This is a genomic window from Proteocatella sp. QWL-06 (genome assembly GCF_058684135.1).
The window spans coordinates 1516170-1533132 of the sequence record NZ_CM178755.1 but is presented as its reverse complement, the minus strand read 5'-3'; the positions used below and the strand labels follow the sequence as shown (position 1 = coordinate 1533132).

Sequence of the window (16963 nt, the reverse complement as noted above, 5' to 3'; positions counted from 1 at the left end):
AGATGATAGAAGTAAGGCTTTTTGCAACCTTCAGAGAAGGACGCGAAAAAATCCTGTTCATGGAGCCAGAAAAATTTTCAAAGGTTTCAGATGTGCTGGATTACCTTAATATCCCTCACGCGGATGTAGCAATATGTCTCGTGAACGGCATGCACTCCAGCCTGGACAAGGAACTGAAGGACGAGGATGTCCTCGCGCTCTTTCCGCCAGTCGGAGGAGGATAGAAAAACACCCCCTTAATGTAATAAACCCGGAAAAGGACTGTGTCTCAGGATGCAGTCCTTTTTTGCACAAAAGCAGCAGCTTTTTTTCAAAAAATCCTGTTGACAAGTCTGATGAAATAGCATAAAATAATAAAACATAGTAAACATATGAAAATAGTAGGAAAAGGAGTTATTTATGCAAAATACATTTCTATCAGGGTACCTGTTACTCGGAAGCTTCAACACGGTATTATTTTTACTCATTCTCTTTGCAACCTTCTTCATCAACAAAAAGATGCAGCAGAAAAAGATCAGCTTTACACTTCGTATGATAGTCTCAATCGCTATGGGACTGGCAATCGGCGGAGCAATACAGCTTATGGCAGGTTTTCCTGAAAAACCATCTGACATAGCTTGGGTAAAAGAGGTCACCTCATGGTATGGGCTCTTTGGAAACGGATTCATGGATCTTCTTAAGATGATCGTAGTTCCGATCGTGTTCCTGTCAATCGTAAAGGTTATCACGGGCATGAAGGGAAAAGGCCTTGGAAAGCTCACAGCAAAGACCGTGGCAATGCTTATCCTGACAACGATGCTTGCAGCAGCAACAGGGATAATCGCAGGAAATATATTTAATATTGGATCCGGCATGCAGCTCGCCTCAGACTCAGAGCTTCAGCTCAGAGAAGTGACCACCATAGTAAAGACCCTCAGGGACCTTCTGCCATCCAATCCATTTGCAGCCATGGTAAACGGCAACGTGGTCGGAGTAATAATATTTGCGGCATTTACAGGATTTGCAGCAAGAAGAATGAGCGCAAAGGACAATGAAAATGTCCAGGCCTTCATAAAATGGATAGAAGGCGCCTACAGCATAATAAACAGCATCGCGATGACGATAATAAAGCTCATGCCTTACGCAGTGACAGCCATGATGGCAAACACTATAGCGAGCAACGGCCTGTCATCGGTAGTACTTGTAATGGATTTTATGATTGCACTCTATACAAGCGTGGCAATTATGTTTATAATACATCTTATAATAATATCTCTTAACGGAATAAATCCGGCAAGATATATAAAGGACGCATTCGCACCTATCGCACTTGCATTCACATCAAGATCAAGCCTTGGAACGCTTCCTGTAACGATAGAGACGCTCATGGAAAAATTCGGGCTCGATGAAGGAAGCGCAACGCTCACAGGAAGCCTTGGAGCCAACATGGGAATGAACGGATGTGCCGGCATATATCCTGCGCTTGCGGTAGTTACAATTGCCAACATGACCGGAATGCAGATGGATATCTCCTTCTATGTCATGCTTCTCATAGTGATAGCTATAAGCTCACTTGGGATAGCAGGCATACCGGGAACGGCGACTATAGCGCTGGCACTTACCCTTTCAGGGATGGGAATGGGTGAATATTTCCCTCTTCTTGGAGGAATAATCGCGATAGACCCAATCCTCGACATGGGAAGGACCATGCTGAATGTAAACGGAACCATCACTACCGCAATAACGGTTTCAAAAAGATAATTAAAGATCAGGGAGAGTTATATGGCAGATTCAAAGAAGATACTGATTGTCGAAGATGAAGAAAAAATAGCTGAAGCCATTGAGGCATATCTCAAAAACTCAGGCTATGAGACCAGCAGGGCATCAAATGGACGAGATGCCATTACTATATTCGAAAAGAAAATGCCGGATCTTGTGATACTCGATCTCATGCTCCCTGAGATATCAGGAGAAGAAGTCTGCAGGCACATAAGGAGGACATCCAGGACCCCAGTCATAATGCTTACTGCAAAGGTAACTGAAAATGACAGAGTTCAGGGGCTGGACATAGGGGCCGATGACTACATCACAAAGCCCTTCAGCCCGAGAGAGCTTGTCGCAAGAGTAGCCGCGATACTGAGAAGGTCCAGCGAAAAAGATCCGCTCTTCAGCAAGATGAGCTGGAACGATTCAGATCTTGAGATAGATATCAGCGCATCTACCGTAAGGAAAAGCGGAATCAGCGTAAGCCTCACCCCGAGCGAGTACAGGATACTGCTCGCCCTCATAAAGCACCCGGGGAGGACCTTCACCCGCGAAGAGCTTATTGGGATATCTCTTGGAGATGACTATGACGGATATGACAGGATAGTTGATTCGCATATAAAAAATCTAAGGAGCAAGATAGAGACAGACAGCGCGAATCCTCAGTATATACTGACAGTAAGAGGAATCGGATACAAATTTGGTGCTTGATAAAAACATGGGAAGAGGAAACTAATGAAAATCTCTATCAAATTAAAACTGATAATTTCATATGTCACGATATCTGTCATAATAGTGTCATCTTTTCTGGCAGCTTCCAATCTCATGCTCGAGCGGCAGTTTCAGAAATACGTTACTCAGAATCAGGAGCAGCTCAATCTTGAGATAGTAAACCAGATCGCAAAGGAATTTGAGAAGACGGGGATTCCAGACGAGCAGTTTCTGACGGCTCTGGGCGAAAACGCCCTGGACAGAGGCATCGTGCTCATGGTAAATGACACAGAGGGCAAAGAGATATTCTGCATGAGCTGCATGAACACCGAGGAATGCGAGAACATGATCATGTCGATGGAGCAGACCATGGTAGAGAGATACCCCAACTGGAGCGGGGAATATACGGAAAAGACCTATCAGATATCAAGCGGCGAGGTGACATATGGCACAGCGGTGCTTGGATATTACGGCCCATTCTACTACAATAACCAGGATCTCGAATTCATAGACATGCTCAACCGGATATTCTTTGCAATCGCCCTCATATTCCTCATAATAGCGGCAGCACTGGGATATATAATGGCAAAAAGGATTGCAAAGCCAGTCGAGGACGTTATCCTCAAGACTGCAGAGATAGGCAGGGGAAGGTATCATGAACGTGTAGAATGCGACTCTGACATAAAAGAGCTCAACAATCTGGTAGGCAGCGTAAACAACCTTGCAAACAATCTTGAGATGCAGCAGAGCATAAAAAAGCGTATGGCAGGAGACTTTGCCCACGAATTCAGGACCCCTCTCACGTCGCTTCGGATAAACATGGAGGGCATGATCGACGGGATACTTGAGACAGACAACGAAAGGCTAGAGGGCTGCCTGGATGAGATAAACCGCCTCACGAGGATGGTATCAGACATAGACAAGCTGGTAGAGATCGAAAGCGAGAGCCTCGTCCTCAACATGGAAAGCTTCAACCTCAACTCAGTAGTAGAAAATGCTATAAAGACCTTTGAGGGAGAGGCTAAAAAGAAGAATATCAGCTTTGAATTCAGCGAAGCGCCTCAGGAGATAATAGCGGACAGGGACAAGATGAGCCAGGTATTTGTAAACCTCATCTCAAATGCCGTAAAATATACGGACTCAGGAACCATAAAAATAAGTTTTGACAAGAGGTCGGATATGCTTGAGATAAAGATAAGAGACACCGGGATAGGAATCTCAGAAAAAGACCTTCCTCACATCTTTGAGTATCTTTACAGGAGTGACGAATCGAGAAGCAGGAACACCGGAGGCTCAGGCATAGGGCTCTCCATAGTGAAATCTATAATAACGGCCCATGCCGGCAGGATATACGTGCAGAGCGAGCCCGGAAAAGGAACTGAATTTACCATAGAAATGAACCTTTGAGAAAAATCTCAGAGGTTTTTTTCAATCTTCATATAATCTACACAATAGGATGGTAAAATCTATATATAAAATAAGATCATTGAATGGAGAGGATGCTATGCAAACCCAGAGCGTAAAACTGAAGATTGGCAACATGACCTGCAACGGATGCGAGAAAAGGATAGAATCAAGGCTGGGAAGAATGGACGGCGTAATCAGCGTAAAAGCCAGCTACAAAAATTCTTCGGCCACAGTCGAATACGATAGCGAAAAGGTAGAGCTTCCTGAGATAAGAGGAGTCCTCGAGCGTATGGGCTATACTGCAGGCGAGGGCAATGTCCTTTCAAAGCTGGCAGAGATAGCGGCAGTAGCGGCCGTTATGGCAGTGATATACATGATTGCAAGGATTACAGGCCTCATATATGTCTTCAACTATTTTCCCACTGCACAGGCAGGAATGGGATATGCAGCGCTCTTCATGATCGGAGTCCTGACATCTGTACACTGCATAGCGATGTGCGGAGGCATAAACCTCTCCCAGAACGTATCGGGGCATGTTCCCCTGCTTGAGGAGAAAAAGAAAACCCAGGCTGTGATGCCGGGACTCAAGTACAACCTCGGGAGAGTAGTGTCATATACGGTGATAGGAGGTCTGGCAGGAGCCCTGGGCTCAGCAGTCAGCTTTTCGGGATCGGCAAGAGGGGCAGTGCTCATATTTGCGGCGGTATTCATGATGATAATGGGCATCAACATGCTTGATATCATACCGGGACTCAAAAGATTCAATCCCAGGATGCCACGATTCATCTCAGATCGGATCTCAAACAGGATAAGCTCAGGAAAGGCCTCGAATGCGCCCTTCTATGTAGGACTTCTCAACGGCCTGATGCCATGCGGCCCGCTTCAGACGATGCAGCTTTATGCACTGTCTACAGGATCAGCCCTTGAGGGAGCAATATCCATGTTCATGTTCAGTATTGGTACATTTCCACTTATGTTTGGATTAGGAGCAGTGAGTACTATGTTAAGTAAAAAATTCAAGAAAAGAATGATAACGGTAAGCGGAGTTCTGGTAGTGGCACTTGGGATATTCATGTTCCAGAGCGGCATGAGCCTCACAGGCACAGGGTTTGCACAAGACGGTGATACAGCTGCAGCGGCAGCCTCAGGCACAGTGGTAGAGAATGGAATACAGACGGCTACGACTCAGGTAGGTCCGGGGAGCTATGAGCCTATAGTGGTTCAAAAGGGAATCCCGGTAAAATGGATAATAAATGTAGACGAGGAAAGCCTCAACGGATGCAACAATGAGATAATAGTACCTGAATACGGCCTTAATCTCAAGCTGCAGCCGGGAGAAAATATCCTGGAATTCACTCCGGATAAAACAGGCAAATTCAGCTACAGCTGCTGGATGGGAATGATAAGAAGCTCCATAACGGTAGTTGATGATCTTTCTGCAGGCATAGATACACAGGCCATACCTGAAAGCGAAGGATACCAGGGCTCAGTGTCATCTTCAGGAGCATGCTGCGCTGCAGGAATAAACAGCTGATAGTATAAAGATTCAGAGCTAAAAATATATAGATTCAGAAAGAGGAAACCATGAAAAGAGAAGTCTTAAAAATATCAGGAATGACATGTGCAGCCTGCTCAGCAAGAATAGAAAAAGTCGTCTCAAAAATTGAAGGAGTAGAAAGCGTAACTGTAAATCTCACCACAGAAAAGCTCTCAGCATATATTGACGAAGAAGTCGCAGACGTACAGAAGATAAAGGCCGCTGTCGAAAGAGCGGGATTTGGATGGTCAGAGTTAAAAGAAGGAAGCCAGCAGGCAGATGAGGATCGCCAGAAGAAAGAAAGAGAAATCAATCTGCTCTGGAAGAAATTCATAGTCTCAGCGGTGTTCTCACTGCCGCTGCTCTATATATCCATGGGCTCCATGCTCAGCTTCCTCAGTTTCCTTCCGATACCAGAGTATCTTGAGCCAATGGATTATCCGCTCAATTTTGCCCTTGTGCAGATACTTCTAACAATACCGGTACTCATAGCAGGCAACAGGTTCTATGTAGTGGGATTTAGGGCAATACGCATGAAAAGCCCCAACATGGACAGCCTTATAGCCATGGGAACGACGGCAGCTCTCATATACAGCCTTTATTCCACATGGCAGATATATCAGGGCAAAATGGGATTCGTAGAAGGACTCTACTTTGAGACGGCTGGCGTCATAATAACGCTCATACTTCTGGGAAAATCCATGGAGGCAGTGTCAAAGGGAAGAACCTCAGAGGCGATCAAGAAGCTGATGGGGCTTGCGCCAAAGACAGCAACTGTAATCAAGAACGGAAAAGAAATAGAGATATCGATAGATGAAGTCGAAGAAAATGACATAGTGCTTGTAAAACCTGGCGCAAAAATCCCTGTGGACGGAGAGATAACCGAAGGCTTTACATCGGTGGATGAGTCCATGCTCACAGGAGAAAGCATGCCTGTAGACAAGAAGGTTGGAGACAGCGTGTTTGCAGCCACCATAAACAAGAACGGCCTCATAAGATTCAGAGCAACCAAAGTAGGCGACAACACAGCCCTTGCCCAGATAATAAAGCTCATCGAAGACGCGCAGCAGTCCAAGGCGCCTATAGCTCAGATGGCAGATATTGTATCAGGATACTTTGTACCGACCGTCTTCGTAATAGCTATTGCTTCATTTGCACTGTGGATGATAAGTGGAGAGACGCTCAGCTTCTCACTCACTATCTTTGTATCCGTGCTTGTCATAGCCTGCCCATGTGCGCTTGGACTTGCGACTCCTACAGCGATAATGGTAGGGACAGGCAAGGGCGCCGAAAACGGGATACTCATAAAAGGCGGAGAAGCACTCGAGACCACCCACAAGATAGACACGATAATATTTGACAAGACCGGAACCATCACAGAAGGAAAGCCGACAGTCACAGATATAATAACCACAGGCACAGTGGACAGCGACAGCCTTCTCCAGATTACGGCCTCAGCCGAAAAAGGAAGCGAGCATCCGCTTGGAGAAGCTATAGTAAAGAGCGCCGAAGACAAAGGCCTGGAACTGTATCAGATAGAGCATTTCGAGTCCATAACCGGACAGGGAATAAATGCCACTATCCAGGGAAAACAGCTGCTCATAGGAAACATAAGGCTAATGCAGGAGATGGACATCGCTGTCGAAGCGGTCCTGAAGGACGCAGACACGCTTGCCGCTCAGGGAAAGACTCCGATGTATATAGCACTTGACAGAAAGCTTGCAGGAATAATCGCGGTAGCGGACGTAGTAAAACCAGGAAGCGCAAAGGCAGTAAAAAAGCTCATGGAAATGGGCATCGAAGTGGCCATGATCACAGGCGACAACAGGCGAACGGCAGAGGCCATAGCCAAACAAGTAGGAATAACGAGAGTGCTGTCCGAGGTGCTTCCTCAGGATAAGTCAGGAGAGGTCAAAAAACTCCAGCAGGAGGGCAGACGCGTAGCCATGGTAGGCGACGGCATCAACGACGCCCCGGCGCTCGTACAGTCAGACATCGGGATTGCCATAGGATCAGGCACGGACGTGGCGATGGAATCCGCAGACATAGTCCTTATGCACAGCGACCTGATGGATGTTGTGACCGCAATACAGCTTTCAAAGAGCACCATAAGAAACATAAAGCAGAACCTGTTCTGGGCATTCGCATACAATGTGGCAGGGATACCTCTGGCGGCAGGAGTGCTCCACATATTCGGAGGACCGCTCCTCAACCCTATATTCGCAGCCGCGGCAATGTCGCTCAGCTCCGTATCAGTGCTTTCAAATGCGCTTAGACTAAGAAGATTCAAGGTATCAGCTTAAATAAAATTCAAACTGAAGATTCAGGCATGGAAAGGGAAACCAATGAAAAGAAAAACAAAGATAGCCGCAATTTCTTTAATATCAGCAATAGCGCTCGCAGGATGCCAGCAGACAGATGTCCTTGGAAACAAGGCCCAGGACAGCTTTGGAAAGATAATAGAGAGCCAGCAGCAAATAATCACGCAGCCGCAGGACGCTGCGGGCAGCGAATTCACATCATATATGCTCACCGCGCCGGACGGGAGCTCAGGATTCTTCTGGGGAAAAAACACTGGAATAAGCGTGGATGCCCAGCCGTTCATAGATGCCGGTCTTGACATCTCAAAGCTCGATCCGCAAAATCTGGTTGAAGGAAAGCTTATAGTGTCAGTAGAAAACCCTGGATATGAAGAAAAATCAGACGACCCTTCACAGGAATTCAGCAGCTTTGTAAGCAGCGCGAGAGACTCAGTAGGATATCATGCCCCTATGGATCACTTCGGGATAAAGCTTGGAAACGGCAACATGTTTGAGTGGGCGCAGGATACAGCTTCAAATGACAAGGACATAGTATTCGTGCTTGATCCGGAATTCATAGGCCAGTACGGAGCAGATGTTGCAAATATAGAGGGATGGCTATATGCAGATGTAGAAGTGATGGACGAGGATGGAAAAAAAGTTACAGTAAAAAAACTCCTCAAGCCATTTGACCTCGAGTAATGAGATTCACTGCAGCAATCCATATTGCGGCAGGTTTGCAAAAATGATATAATGACATTAATTGGTAGTGTAAAGTTCGTTATGAAAAAGCGATTTAAAAGGATTGCCAGATTTTGTATCCGATCTTTAAAATATAATGATGTGCGAAGCACCTGAATTCGGTTTTTTTTGCACAACAAAAGGATCTTAACCACCCTTGAATTTTCAAAAAATAATGCTGTTTCTCTTTTGTGTGGGATTGGATTTTTAGTTTAGCATCATTTTTCTCAATTTCAAGGGCAAGCCAAAATCAATGTATTGATTTTGATGGTCAACTGGCTTGATTCTCTTTGGCTTCTTCCTGCATTTTCAGTATGCTTTGTTGCCCAAGGTAGATTAGCAGCTGCCATTTTCCGGGCATGTTTTCTGCTTTATCAAGCATTTCGTGTGTATTTAATACCTGATTGTTAAATCTGGAGTGTCTTCTCAGAAAGTTGTAGTAGGCTACCCACAGTGACACGGAGTAATTTGCTCCTTCAAAATTGTCGTAGCCGCAGGTGCATCTGTATGTTTCTTTGAAGGTTCTGTTTAATCTCTCTACTACTTGCTTGTATGGTCTGTATTCTTTTGATACTGCATCATCGTTTGCAAGCCCAATGACCTGTGTGATGTCAAATTCCAGGGGGTTTTCCTGAAGGGAAAACTGCTGTGCGGCGAGTGGATAGGCACTGTACCCGTCTGCTATGAACTTGAAGTTGTCTGTTACTTTGTGGATTCCTCTGAAGGCTTTTCTCATGGCCAGTATGCATGGGCCTACGCTTCTGCTTGCTGATACCTGGTAGCCTATCACTGATTTTGAAGCGGCATCCATGATAAACCAGATGTATCCTTTGATGCCTCGTACTTTTATGTAGGTTTCATCGGCGATAAATGTTTCTGATTTTTCGTAAGGGTAGCTATCTATGAATGGCTTGATTAAAAGCGCAGCTGTTCTGCAGTAGTTGGATACCATTGTGTGGGAGATCCTTATTCCGTAAAGATCTTCAAGGGCCTGGGCTGTTTTTCGTAATGAGAGTCCAAGATTAACATGAAATGTAAGGCACAGGGACATGATATGTGCGTTTTGTTTTCTAAACTTCAGTGAGGATGAGTTCTTTGGAAGGGATTTTAAATCCATCTCAAAGAAATCTACGGTGAATTCCCGGTAGATGTAATGGAGTTTGTATTTGTATTTTTCTTTTTTATCTAGGTTTTCCGGATCTACTTTTTTCAGGTTGTTGAGATAGTACTTGCACTTTTGATTGGTGCATTTATGTATGCTAAAAAAGGTCCTGTCTCTTTTAGGGACAAGGCTGTGACTGCAATGAGGGCATTTGAGTTTTAATGGTTTGGTAACTCTTTTTCCGGTGGAAAATGTCTGGCTGCATATCTTGCACTGGTACTGGCCGTTGTCTCCGTTGTTATCGTAAATATAGTGATGCGGAGCATTGCATACTGGACATGATATTTCTTCTGGTATGGTTCTTCCGTTCCTGCGCTGAACTGGTTTTATCTTCTTCTGATATTTCGATTCGTAGTATGACAGAAGAAACTGCCAGTCCTGTTTGATGAATGGCTGGATTATTGGAAGTTGGTCTGTCTTGAATTTTTGATATTTTGGTGAGTGGGTATCGTCATGCGCCCACTGACCTAATGGAATATATTTTGAAATAAATAGTACTAAAAATCGAATTTGTTGATTTTGGTATTGAATTACATGTAGTAAATGAGTTATAATTTGAGACATAACAATGGCACCCTTGCCTTTCTGTTTTATTTGTTGTGTTGGAACTCAAATTATATCAGAAAATGGGGGGTCATTGTTTTTTTATTTAAAAAAACAGTGAAAACCTTTGAATATATAGCAATATTAAATAAAATAGGGGTGTAAAACTTTACACTACCCATTAATTGAAGGAGGAATTAACATGAAGACAATACTAAATGTAGAGGGAATGATGTGTTCACACTGCGAGAACAGAGTAACCACAGTTCTTTCAGCAATCGAAGGCGTAACCTCAGTGGCAGTGGATCTTGAAGCAAAGACTGTTACCGTAGAGCACTCTGAAAGCGTGAGCCTTGATACTCTTAAGAACGAAATCGAAGATCAGGGATATGACGTAATAGGATAATTGAAGATAGAAATTTAAAATAACAAAAAAAAAGCGACTAGTTCGCTTTTTTTATTTGTCTTGCACATACTCGTGTGGGCGCTCTACATAATCTTTAACCTTGTATTCACCGATGCTTTCATATTTTCCGGCTACAGTAGAGGATGTTCCTTGAGATGCCCATACCAGAGCATTCCTTACATATGCGGAATGTGTTTTAAAAAGCTCATGGTTCACTTCAAACCCGAGATGTTTTGCAAGCAAGACCGCAAATACAATACAAGTCCGAGTGTTGCCCTCTCTGAAGGGATGTATCTGCCAAATTGTCGCTATAATTCTTTCTAAACGAAATACGACATTGCTATCGTTATTTTCTGTCCTTTTCAACTTTTTTACTTCTTTCATCACAGCATCAAGTTCTTTTTTTATTTGCTTTGGGAACGTGTACCTAACCGTATCTCCTCCCAGCACATCCTCATACTTTGCAATTTGAATTGTGCGAAATTCTCCCGCCCAATCATAAATTTGACCAAATATATTAAGATGAATATCTTGTAGCGTTTTAGTATCAAACACTTTATAAGCCTGATTATAGAGTGCAAGCATAGATAAGTTGGTTATATCCGCCTCGGCTCTACTTAGTAAATCGCGGTCTTTGATATTCGCTAGATTTTTTAGTATATCTATATCATCGTATAAATAAGGATCTTTCATTTTACACCTCCGCCGCAAAGCCGTACATATTCAGTGTTGATTTAAAAATTGAAATAAATGATTCATCTCCGGCTTTCCACTTATCAATGTTCTGTTGAGCTGTTTCACTGGCATGTACACCTTCAATTGCATTCAATGCATTGGCAAACGCAACACTACGTTCCTTTTGTACACTGCTTAAAGAGTCCATACCGCATGATAATTTTAGCAATATTAGATGTCTGGCAATACTTTTATCAATAAGCTTGGCTGCTTGTTCAAGCACGCTTAAGCGTGCTTGAATTTGAGCGAGTTGTAATTTGTATTTTTTACTAAGCTCTACTTGTTCCTTTATAGTATCTATCTCATTTTCTTTCAAATACCTACTTCTTATCTTTCCATCTATTCTATTTTGAAGATAATAATATTGTTTTTCTTTAATAGTTTTCTTAGAAATATATCCCTCCGGAAGAGAAGGTAGTATTTGCTCTATTTTATTTTTCTGGAGCAGAAGTTCGTTATATTCATTTATAATAATATCTGACATCTATATCACCTCACTATATTAATATCTTTTATTATTCATTATATCATGCGTTAACCTAATTTATCAATATAATATTTATTTATAGGTTAAATCGGGCATGGAGGCTTACGCACACTTTCTTGATATTTGCATGCTGAGTTTTTTGGGAGCGAAAGAAAGACCGATGGCTGTGCCATCGGTCTGAAGCAATACTTTATATTATTTCTAAATTCTCTTAGTTAACAGCACGACTGTCTCTACGTGTTTCGAGATGAGGGGATAGCTATCAAAACTTCGTTCTCAACCCCTATGGTTAAGGGGAACATATCCACACTCGTAGTTGGAAACATATCCAACATTGGCTCTCGTTTGTGGGAAGATATCAACGGTTTTGTCTGTTCGTGAGAACATATCAACTCAAATCATTTCATGGTTAATCCCTTATCAATGGCTTCCTGAATAATCTTATGACAACATACCCCCAAAGGATTGTTTTCCTTACAAAGCGAATTTTTCATTGCTCCAGTTATGGCATTTACTTCTTTAACGGTTTTCGCACCATGCTTTACAACTGCTTCAATTACCTGATCTTCTGTGACTTTGCTGCAATAACAAGCATACTTAGGATCTGCATCTTTCTTAAACCAGATAGGAACCCTAACTTGGTCTTTTAAGAATTTTATTTCTTTATCTAAGTTATAGTAAATAACGTCGCAGTCCTCATTCATGCATATCTTATATTGATCTCCATCAAATGCATTACGATAATCATCTGTCACCAAGTGTTCAACGGTTATCCTACTAACTGTTACTCCTTCATTATTACAGACAGGGCAACTCTCCTTTGTTCTATTTAAATTTTGTGTGATACATTCACAGCAACATTCATCAATAACTTTCAATTAAATAACCTCCATATCTTTAAAACCATTTAATTCAAGGTAAATCCCAACCAATTTTCATTTATAGTTTTTAAATTAAAAAATATGTAAGCGCATAAGACATGTGTTACAGAAAGAAATAAAAAAAGAGAAGTAACTCGGTATAATTTTTTGTGACGAGCAAAAAGAAAGCCGAGGAACTTCTCACATGAGAATTATAACGGAGGAAATGTATTATAGGCAACGACTTTGTGAGTATGCCAAGAAATATAGTGTAAGCAAAGCAGCACGAAAGTACCAAACCAATCGCCAGTTTGTATATCGTCAATTGGCTCGCTACGATGGGACAGCGAAAAGTTTGGCGCTTCGTTCCAGACGTCCTATACACTCACCTAGGGCGCATCGGAAGGAAGAGTTGGCTCTCATTCAACGGATGCTCAAGCGAAATGGGAAATACGGATTAGCAGAAGTGTATGTCCGCTGTCAAAGTAAAGGCTATCAAAGAAGTTTTGGAAGCATGTGTCGTCAGATACGTCAGCAAGGCTACAAGAGGCCCAAGAGGCAGCGCCAGAGCTATACGACATATAAGAAAGAGACAGGAAGCTACCCCGGTGAGAAAGTACAAATCGACATAAAATATGTCCCACGAAGCTGTATACGTTTTCCGAGTTATGGAAAGAATTACTATCAAATTACAGCGATTGATGAATATAGTCGTAAGCGAATTTTACGAATCGTAGATGAAAAAAGCACGTATGAAACGAGCAAATTCCTCCGAGAACTGGAAGGTGAGTTAGGTTTTTCCATCCATACCATTCAAACGGATAATGGAACGGAATTTGCTCAAGATCAAGAGCAAACGAGGAAATCGAGCCTCTTTGAAAAGACTGCTCAAGAGTTAGGAATACGAATTAGGAGAACCAGGCCCTATTCTCCTTGGCAGAATGTACGAGTAGAAAGAAGCCACAGAGAAGATCAAAAAATAGTGTATGATCGAGAAATATTCAGAAGTTTAAGACAATTAAAAGAAAAACTATCCAAACATGAAAGAAGATATAACTCCACAGCTAAGTATGTGTTAGGATTTAAAAGTCCAAATCAATTAGTCACCGAATACTTTTCTTCAAGGTGTAACACATCTCTTGTCAGTTAAGATTTATAGTTTTTAAATTAAAAAATACCCCTTGATTGTATCGTCAATTATCGGTATCATTCAAGGGGTGAATAGGAAAAATAGTTTATAGATTCTTTACATTCAAAGCTCTAAAAGCATTTAATACTGCGATAATAGTTACACCTACATCTGCAAATATAGCTGCCCACATAGTAGCTATTCCAAAAGCACTCAAAATAAGAACAATTATTTTTATTCCAATTGAAAATACTGTGTTTTGATGAGCAATTCTTAATGTTTTCTTAGAAACTTTTATTGCTGTGGCAATTTTCGAAGGTTCGTCGGTCATAATTACAATATCCGCAGCTTCAATTGCCGCATCAGAACCTAAACCACCCATTGCTATACCAATATCTGCACGGGCTAAAACAGGAGCATCATTGATTCCGTCACCTACAAAGGCAAGTTTACCCTTTGCAGATTTCTGTGCTAATAATTCCTCTACCTTTTCAACCTTATCTCCTGGTAGTAACTCGGAGTATACCTTATCTAATCCAAGCTGCTTAGCAACCTTTGATGCAACATTTTTTGTATCACCTGTTAGCATAACAGTTTGCTTAATTTTAGCTTCCTTAAGTTCCATAATTGCCCGAGCTGAATCTTCTTTAGCTTCGTCTGCAATAACGATATAACCTGCATACTTGTCATCAATCCCAACGTGTACAACAGTTCCAACAACTTCACCTTCATAGCAAGGTATATTCAACTTTTTCATAAGTTTAATATTACCCGCTGAAACCTTTTTACCATCCACTGTTGCAATAACACCATGACCTGATACCTCTTCTACATCTGAAATACGTCCATTGTCAATTTCCTTGCCATAGGCTTGTTTTAAGGAATTGGAAATTGGATGGTTTGAATAACTTTCTGCATATGCAGTTAATTCTAATAACTCTTCCTTAGAAACTCCTTCTGGATGAACTTCTTGTACATTAAACACCCCCTTTGTAAGTGTTCCGGTTTTATCAAATACTATGATTTCAGCTTCTGCTAATGCCTCTAAATAATTACTACCTTTGACTAAAATACCCTTTCTAGATGCTCCACCTATTCCACCGAAGAAACTTAAAGGAATAGAAACTACAAGAGCACATGGGCAAGAAACTACTAAGAACGTTAATGCTCTATATATCCAGTCGCTAAATGTTGCCCCATCTATAACAAGAGGCGGAATAATAGCAAGGAAAACTGCAATAATTACAACAATTGGAGTATAGTATCTTGCAAATTTCGTAATGAATTGTTCTGATTGTGATTTTTTACTACTTGCATTTTCAACTAAATCAAGAATCTTACTTACTGTAGATTCTCCATATTCCTTTGTAACTTCTGCAGTAATAACTCCATTAACGTTGATGCATCCACTTAGGATTTCATGCCCTACTTCTACCTCACGCGGAACAGACTCACCTGTAAGTGCTGATGTATCAACCATTGAATTTCCCTCAATTACCTTACCATCAAGAGGAACTCTTTCCCCAGGTTTAATTACGATTATATCACCAATTTGTACTTCATCAGGGTCAACTTTTATAACTTCATCGCCCCTTTTAACATTGGCATAATCTGGTCGTATGTCCATAGCATCTGCAATTGATCTTCTTGACTTATCAACTGCGTAACTTTGAAACAGCTCACCAACTTGATAAAACAGCATAACTGCAATACCTTCTGGATACTCACCGATTAACATTGCACCAATAGTAGCAATAGACATTAAAAAGTTTTCATCAAAAACTTTACCTTTAAAAATATTTCTAACAGCTCTTTTTACTATATCTCCACCTACAATAATATAACTGATTAGATATAGAGCAATATTTAACCACTCAATATTTGTATCAATTACTATGGCGACAATAAAGAATATTGCACCAATGATTATTCTCCAAAGACGGTTTTTCATGTTCTTACTCCTCCTTTATGCTTTTTTCATAACAGTGTCAGGTTCAATCTTCTTTACGATTTTTTCTGCCTCTTGTACAATTGTAGGCATCTTCTCATCTTCACCCTCAATAACAAGTTTTTGTGTCATAAAGTTTACAGTGGCTTCCTTCACACCATCAAGCTCATTAATAGCTTTTTCCATTTTTGCCGCGCAATTTGCACAATCCAAACCTTCAAGTATAAATTTCTTTTTCATTATTAAATCCTCCTAAATATTATTTGTAATTTTATTTTGAATACTTCAAGTCTTTTTCAAATTTTCTTGAAGCATTGCTCATTTGATATGAAGACTTAAATATCTGCCCAAATATCTTCAAAAAATATTCTATTCTACAGCATTACTACTTCTCGTTGATATGAATTAGACCTTGGTCAAATATTTCTCTTACATGATCATCAACTAATGAATAATATACTACTTTGCCTTCTTTTCTGTTTTTCACTAAATTAGCTTGTTTTAAGACTCTCAGCTGATGGGAAATTGCTGATTGTGTCATGTTAAGTAATACAGCGATATCACAAACACACATTTCAGCTTCATGTAAAGCCCATAATATCCTGATTCGTGTTGAATCTCCAAATACTTTAAATAATTCTGCTAGATCATAAAGGCTTTCTTCTTGAGGCATTTTATCTCTAACTTGATTTACAATATCCTCATGAATTACATTGCAGTCACATCTTTCAATTGAATTAAACTTTTCAGTCATATTATCACCTCTTTTTAAATCATTTCATCTGAATACTTGAGCAAGCGTTCATACGTTGTGTATTTATTATATTATTGTTTTTCTCATATGTCAATAGTTATATGAGCATTTATTCAAGTGTTTTTTTATATTATTTGAAATATCTCAAAACCATCTATTACGACATTAGTACCATAAAAGGGTGATTTCAATACAAACTTTTTTTAAAAAATACAATTATTGTAGGTTCTATAAAAGTTTGAAATAAAATTTCAAACTATTAAAAAACTATAGTGGTAGCTGTTTCAAAACAACTACCACTACATTAGATTATATAAAATTCTTATCATCCCAGAGGATTATTTCTCCCTCTTTCTGAGCCATCGATTTTTCCACCTTTATAATGTCATCACTCTTTTTACCCTATGTCATCTATAAATCACCCCAAAAACAGGGGTCAAAAAACGATGTTTTTTCGCTTATTTTTGCTCCAAAACCGTCCTTAAACCACTATATGTTGT

At 41.0% G+C, this 16963-nt stretch carries 17 protein-coding genes; 10 read left to right on the top strand and 7 right to left on the bottom strand.

Annotation, left to right across the window (positions count from 1 at the left end; all coding sequences use genetic code 11):
• Nucleotides 1-2: 2 nt before the first annotated feature.
• From AC4PGZ_RS07265 to AC4PGZ_RS07235, 7 genes are all read left to right on the top strand, one after another.
• The gene (locus AC4PGZ_RS07265) at nt 3-224 is read left to right on the top strand and encodes a MoaD/ThiS family protein (RefSeq protein ID WP_492157967.1); all 222 of its coding nucleotides are present in this window, start codon (nt 3-5) and stop codon (nt 222-224) included.
• A 175-nt stretch (nt 225-399) separates the two neighbouring features.
• Nucleotides 400-1740, top strand: coding sequence for a cation:dicarboxylate symporter family transporter (locus AC4PGZ_RS07260; protein WP_492157966.1), 1341 nt, complete (start codon nt 400-402; stop codon nt 1738-1740).
• A gap of 21 nt (nt 1741-1761) precedes the next feature.
• On the top strand, nt 1762-2454 hold the full coding sequence (locus AC4PGZ_RS07255) for a response regulator (RefSeq protein ID WP_492157965.1): 693 nt from the start codon (nt 1762-1764) through the stop codon (nt 2452-2454).
• A gap of 24 nt (nt 2455-2478) precedes the next feature.
• Nucleotides 2479-3861, top strand: coding sequence for a sensor histidine kinase (locus AC4PGZ_RS07250; RefSeq protein WP_492157964.1), 1383 nt, complete (start codon nt 2479-2481; stop codon nt 3859-3861).
• 97 nt (nt 3862-3958) lie between these two features.
• Nucleotides 3959-5395: an urease accessory protein UreH domain-containing protein gene (locus AC4PGZ_RS07245; protein ID WP_492157963.1), complete on the top strand. Its 1437-nt coding sequence runs from the start codon at nt 3959-3961 to the stop codon at nt 5393-5395.
• Nucleotides 5396-5445: 50 nt separating this feature from the next.
• Nucleotides 5446-7701: a heavy metal translocating P-type ATPase gene (locus AC4PGZ_RS07240; RefSeq protein ID WP_492157962.1), complete on the top strand. Its 2256-nt coding sequence runs from the start codon at nt 5446-5448 to the stop codon at nt 7699-7701.
• A gap of 42 nt (nt 7702-7743) precedes the next feature.
• The gene (locus tag AC4PGZ_RS07235; RefSeq protein WP_492157961.1) at nt 7744-8400 is read left to right on the top strand and encodes a hypothetical protein; all 657 of its coding nucleotides are present in this window, start codon (nt 7744-7746) and stop codon (nt 8398-8400) included.
• Between the two features lie 310 nt (nt 8401-8710).
• Here AC4PGZ_RS07235 and AC4PGZ_RS07230 read toward each other — a convergent pair whose 3' ends face one another.
• Nucleotides 8711-10165, bottom strand: a complete 1455-nt coding sequence (locus tag AC4PGZ_RS07230; RefSeq protein WP_492157960.1) for an IS6 family transposase — start codon at nt 10163-10165, stop codon at nt 8711-8713.
• Between the two features lie 181 nt (nt 10166-10346).
• On the opposite strand from AC4PGZ_RS07230, the gene AC4PGZ_RS07225 reads away from it, so the two are divergent.
• Complete coding sequence (locus AC4PGZ_RS07225; protein WP_492157959.1) at nt 10347-10550, top strand: cation transporter; 204 nt, start codon at nt 10347-10349, stop codon at nt 10548-10550.
• Nucleotides 10551-10601: 51 nt separating this feature from the next.
• Here AC4PGZ_RS07225 and AC4PGZ_RS07220 read toward each other — a convergent pair whose 3' ends face one another.
• The 3 genes from AC4PGZ_RS07220 to AC4PGZ_RS07210 form a co-directional block, all read right to left on the bottom strand.
• Entirely contained in the window at nt 10602-11243 is a 642-nt protein-coding gene (locus tag AC4PGZ_RS07220; protein WP_492157958.1) for a Fic/DOC family protein, read from the bottom strand.
• Nucleotide 11244: 1 nt separating this feature from the next.
• Nucleotides 11245-11769: a DUF6788 family protein gene (locus AC4PGZ_RS07215; protein ID WP_492157957.1), complete on the bottom strand. Its 525-nt coding sequence runs from the start codon at nt 11767-11769 to the stop codon at nt 11245-11247.
• Nucleotides 11770-12170: 401 nt separating this feature from the next.
• On the bottom strand, nt 12171-12650 hold the full coding sequence (locus AC4PGZ_RS07210) for a Csac_0668 family 2Fe-2S cluster-binding (seleno)protein (RefSeq protein ID WP_492157956.1): 480 nt from the start codon (nt 12648-12650) through the stop codon (nt 12171-12173).
• A 452-nt stretch (nt 12651-13102) separates the two neighbouring features.
• Here AC4PGZ_RS07210 and AC4PGZ_RS07205 point away from each other — a divergent pair, with 452 nt between their 5' ends.
• On the top strand, nt 13103-13264 hold the full coding sequence (locus AC4PGZ_RS07205) for a hypothetical protein (RefSeq protein WP_492160277.1): 162 nt from the start codon (nt 13103-13105) through the stop codon (nt 13262-13264).
• A complete protein-coding gene (locus AC4PGZ_RS07200; protein ID WP_492160254.1) occupies nt 13255-13782 on the top strand; it encodes a DDE-type integrase/transposase/recombinase in 528 nt (175 codons plus the stop codon). Before AC4PGZ_RS07205 ends, AC4PGZ_RS07200 begins: the two co-directional genes overlap by 10 nt.
• A gap of 85 nt (nt 13783-13867) precedes the next feature.
• On the opposite strand, the gene AC4PGZ_RS07195 is transcribed toward AC4PGZ_RS07200, so the two are convergent.
• The 3 genes from AC4PGZ_RS07195 to AC4PGZ_RS07185 all read right to left on the bottom strand — a co-directional run bounded on the left by AC4PGZ_RS07195 (nt 13868) and on the right by AC4PGZ_RS07185 (nt 16463).
• Complete coding sequence (locus AC4PGZ_RS07195) at nt 13868-15712, bottom strand: heavy metal translocating P-type ATPase (RefSeq protein WP_256188794.1); 1845 nt, start codon at nt 15710-15712, stop codon at nt 13868-13870.
• 15 nt (nt 15713-15727) lie between these two features.
• Entirely contained in the window at nt 15728-15949 is a 222-nt protein-coding gene (locus tag AC4PGZ_RS07190; RefSeq protein WP_256188793.1) for a cation transporter, read from the bottom strand.
• A gap of 145 nt (nt 15950-16094) precedes the next feature.
• Nucleotides 16095-16463, bottom strand: a complete 369-nt coding sequence (locus AC4PGZ_RS07185; RefSeq protein ID WP_104409634.1) for an ArsR/SmtB family transcription factor — start codon at nt 16461-16463, stop codon at nt 16095-16097.
• Nucleotides 16464-16963: the final 500 nt, after the last annotated feature.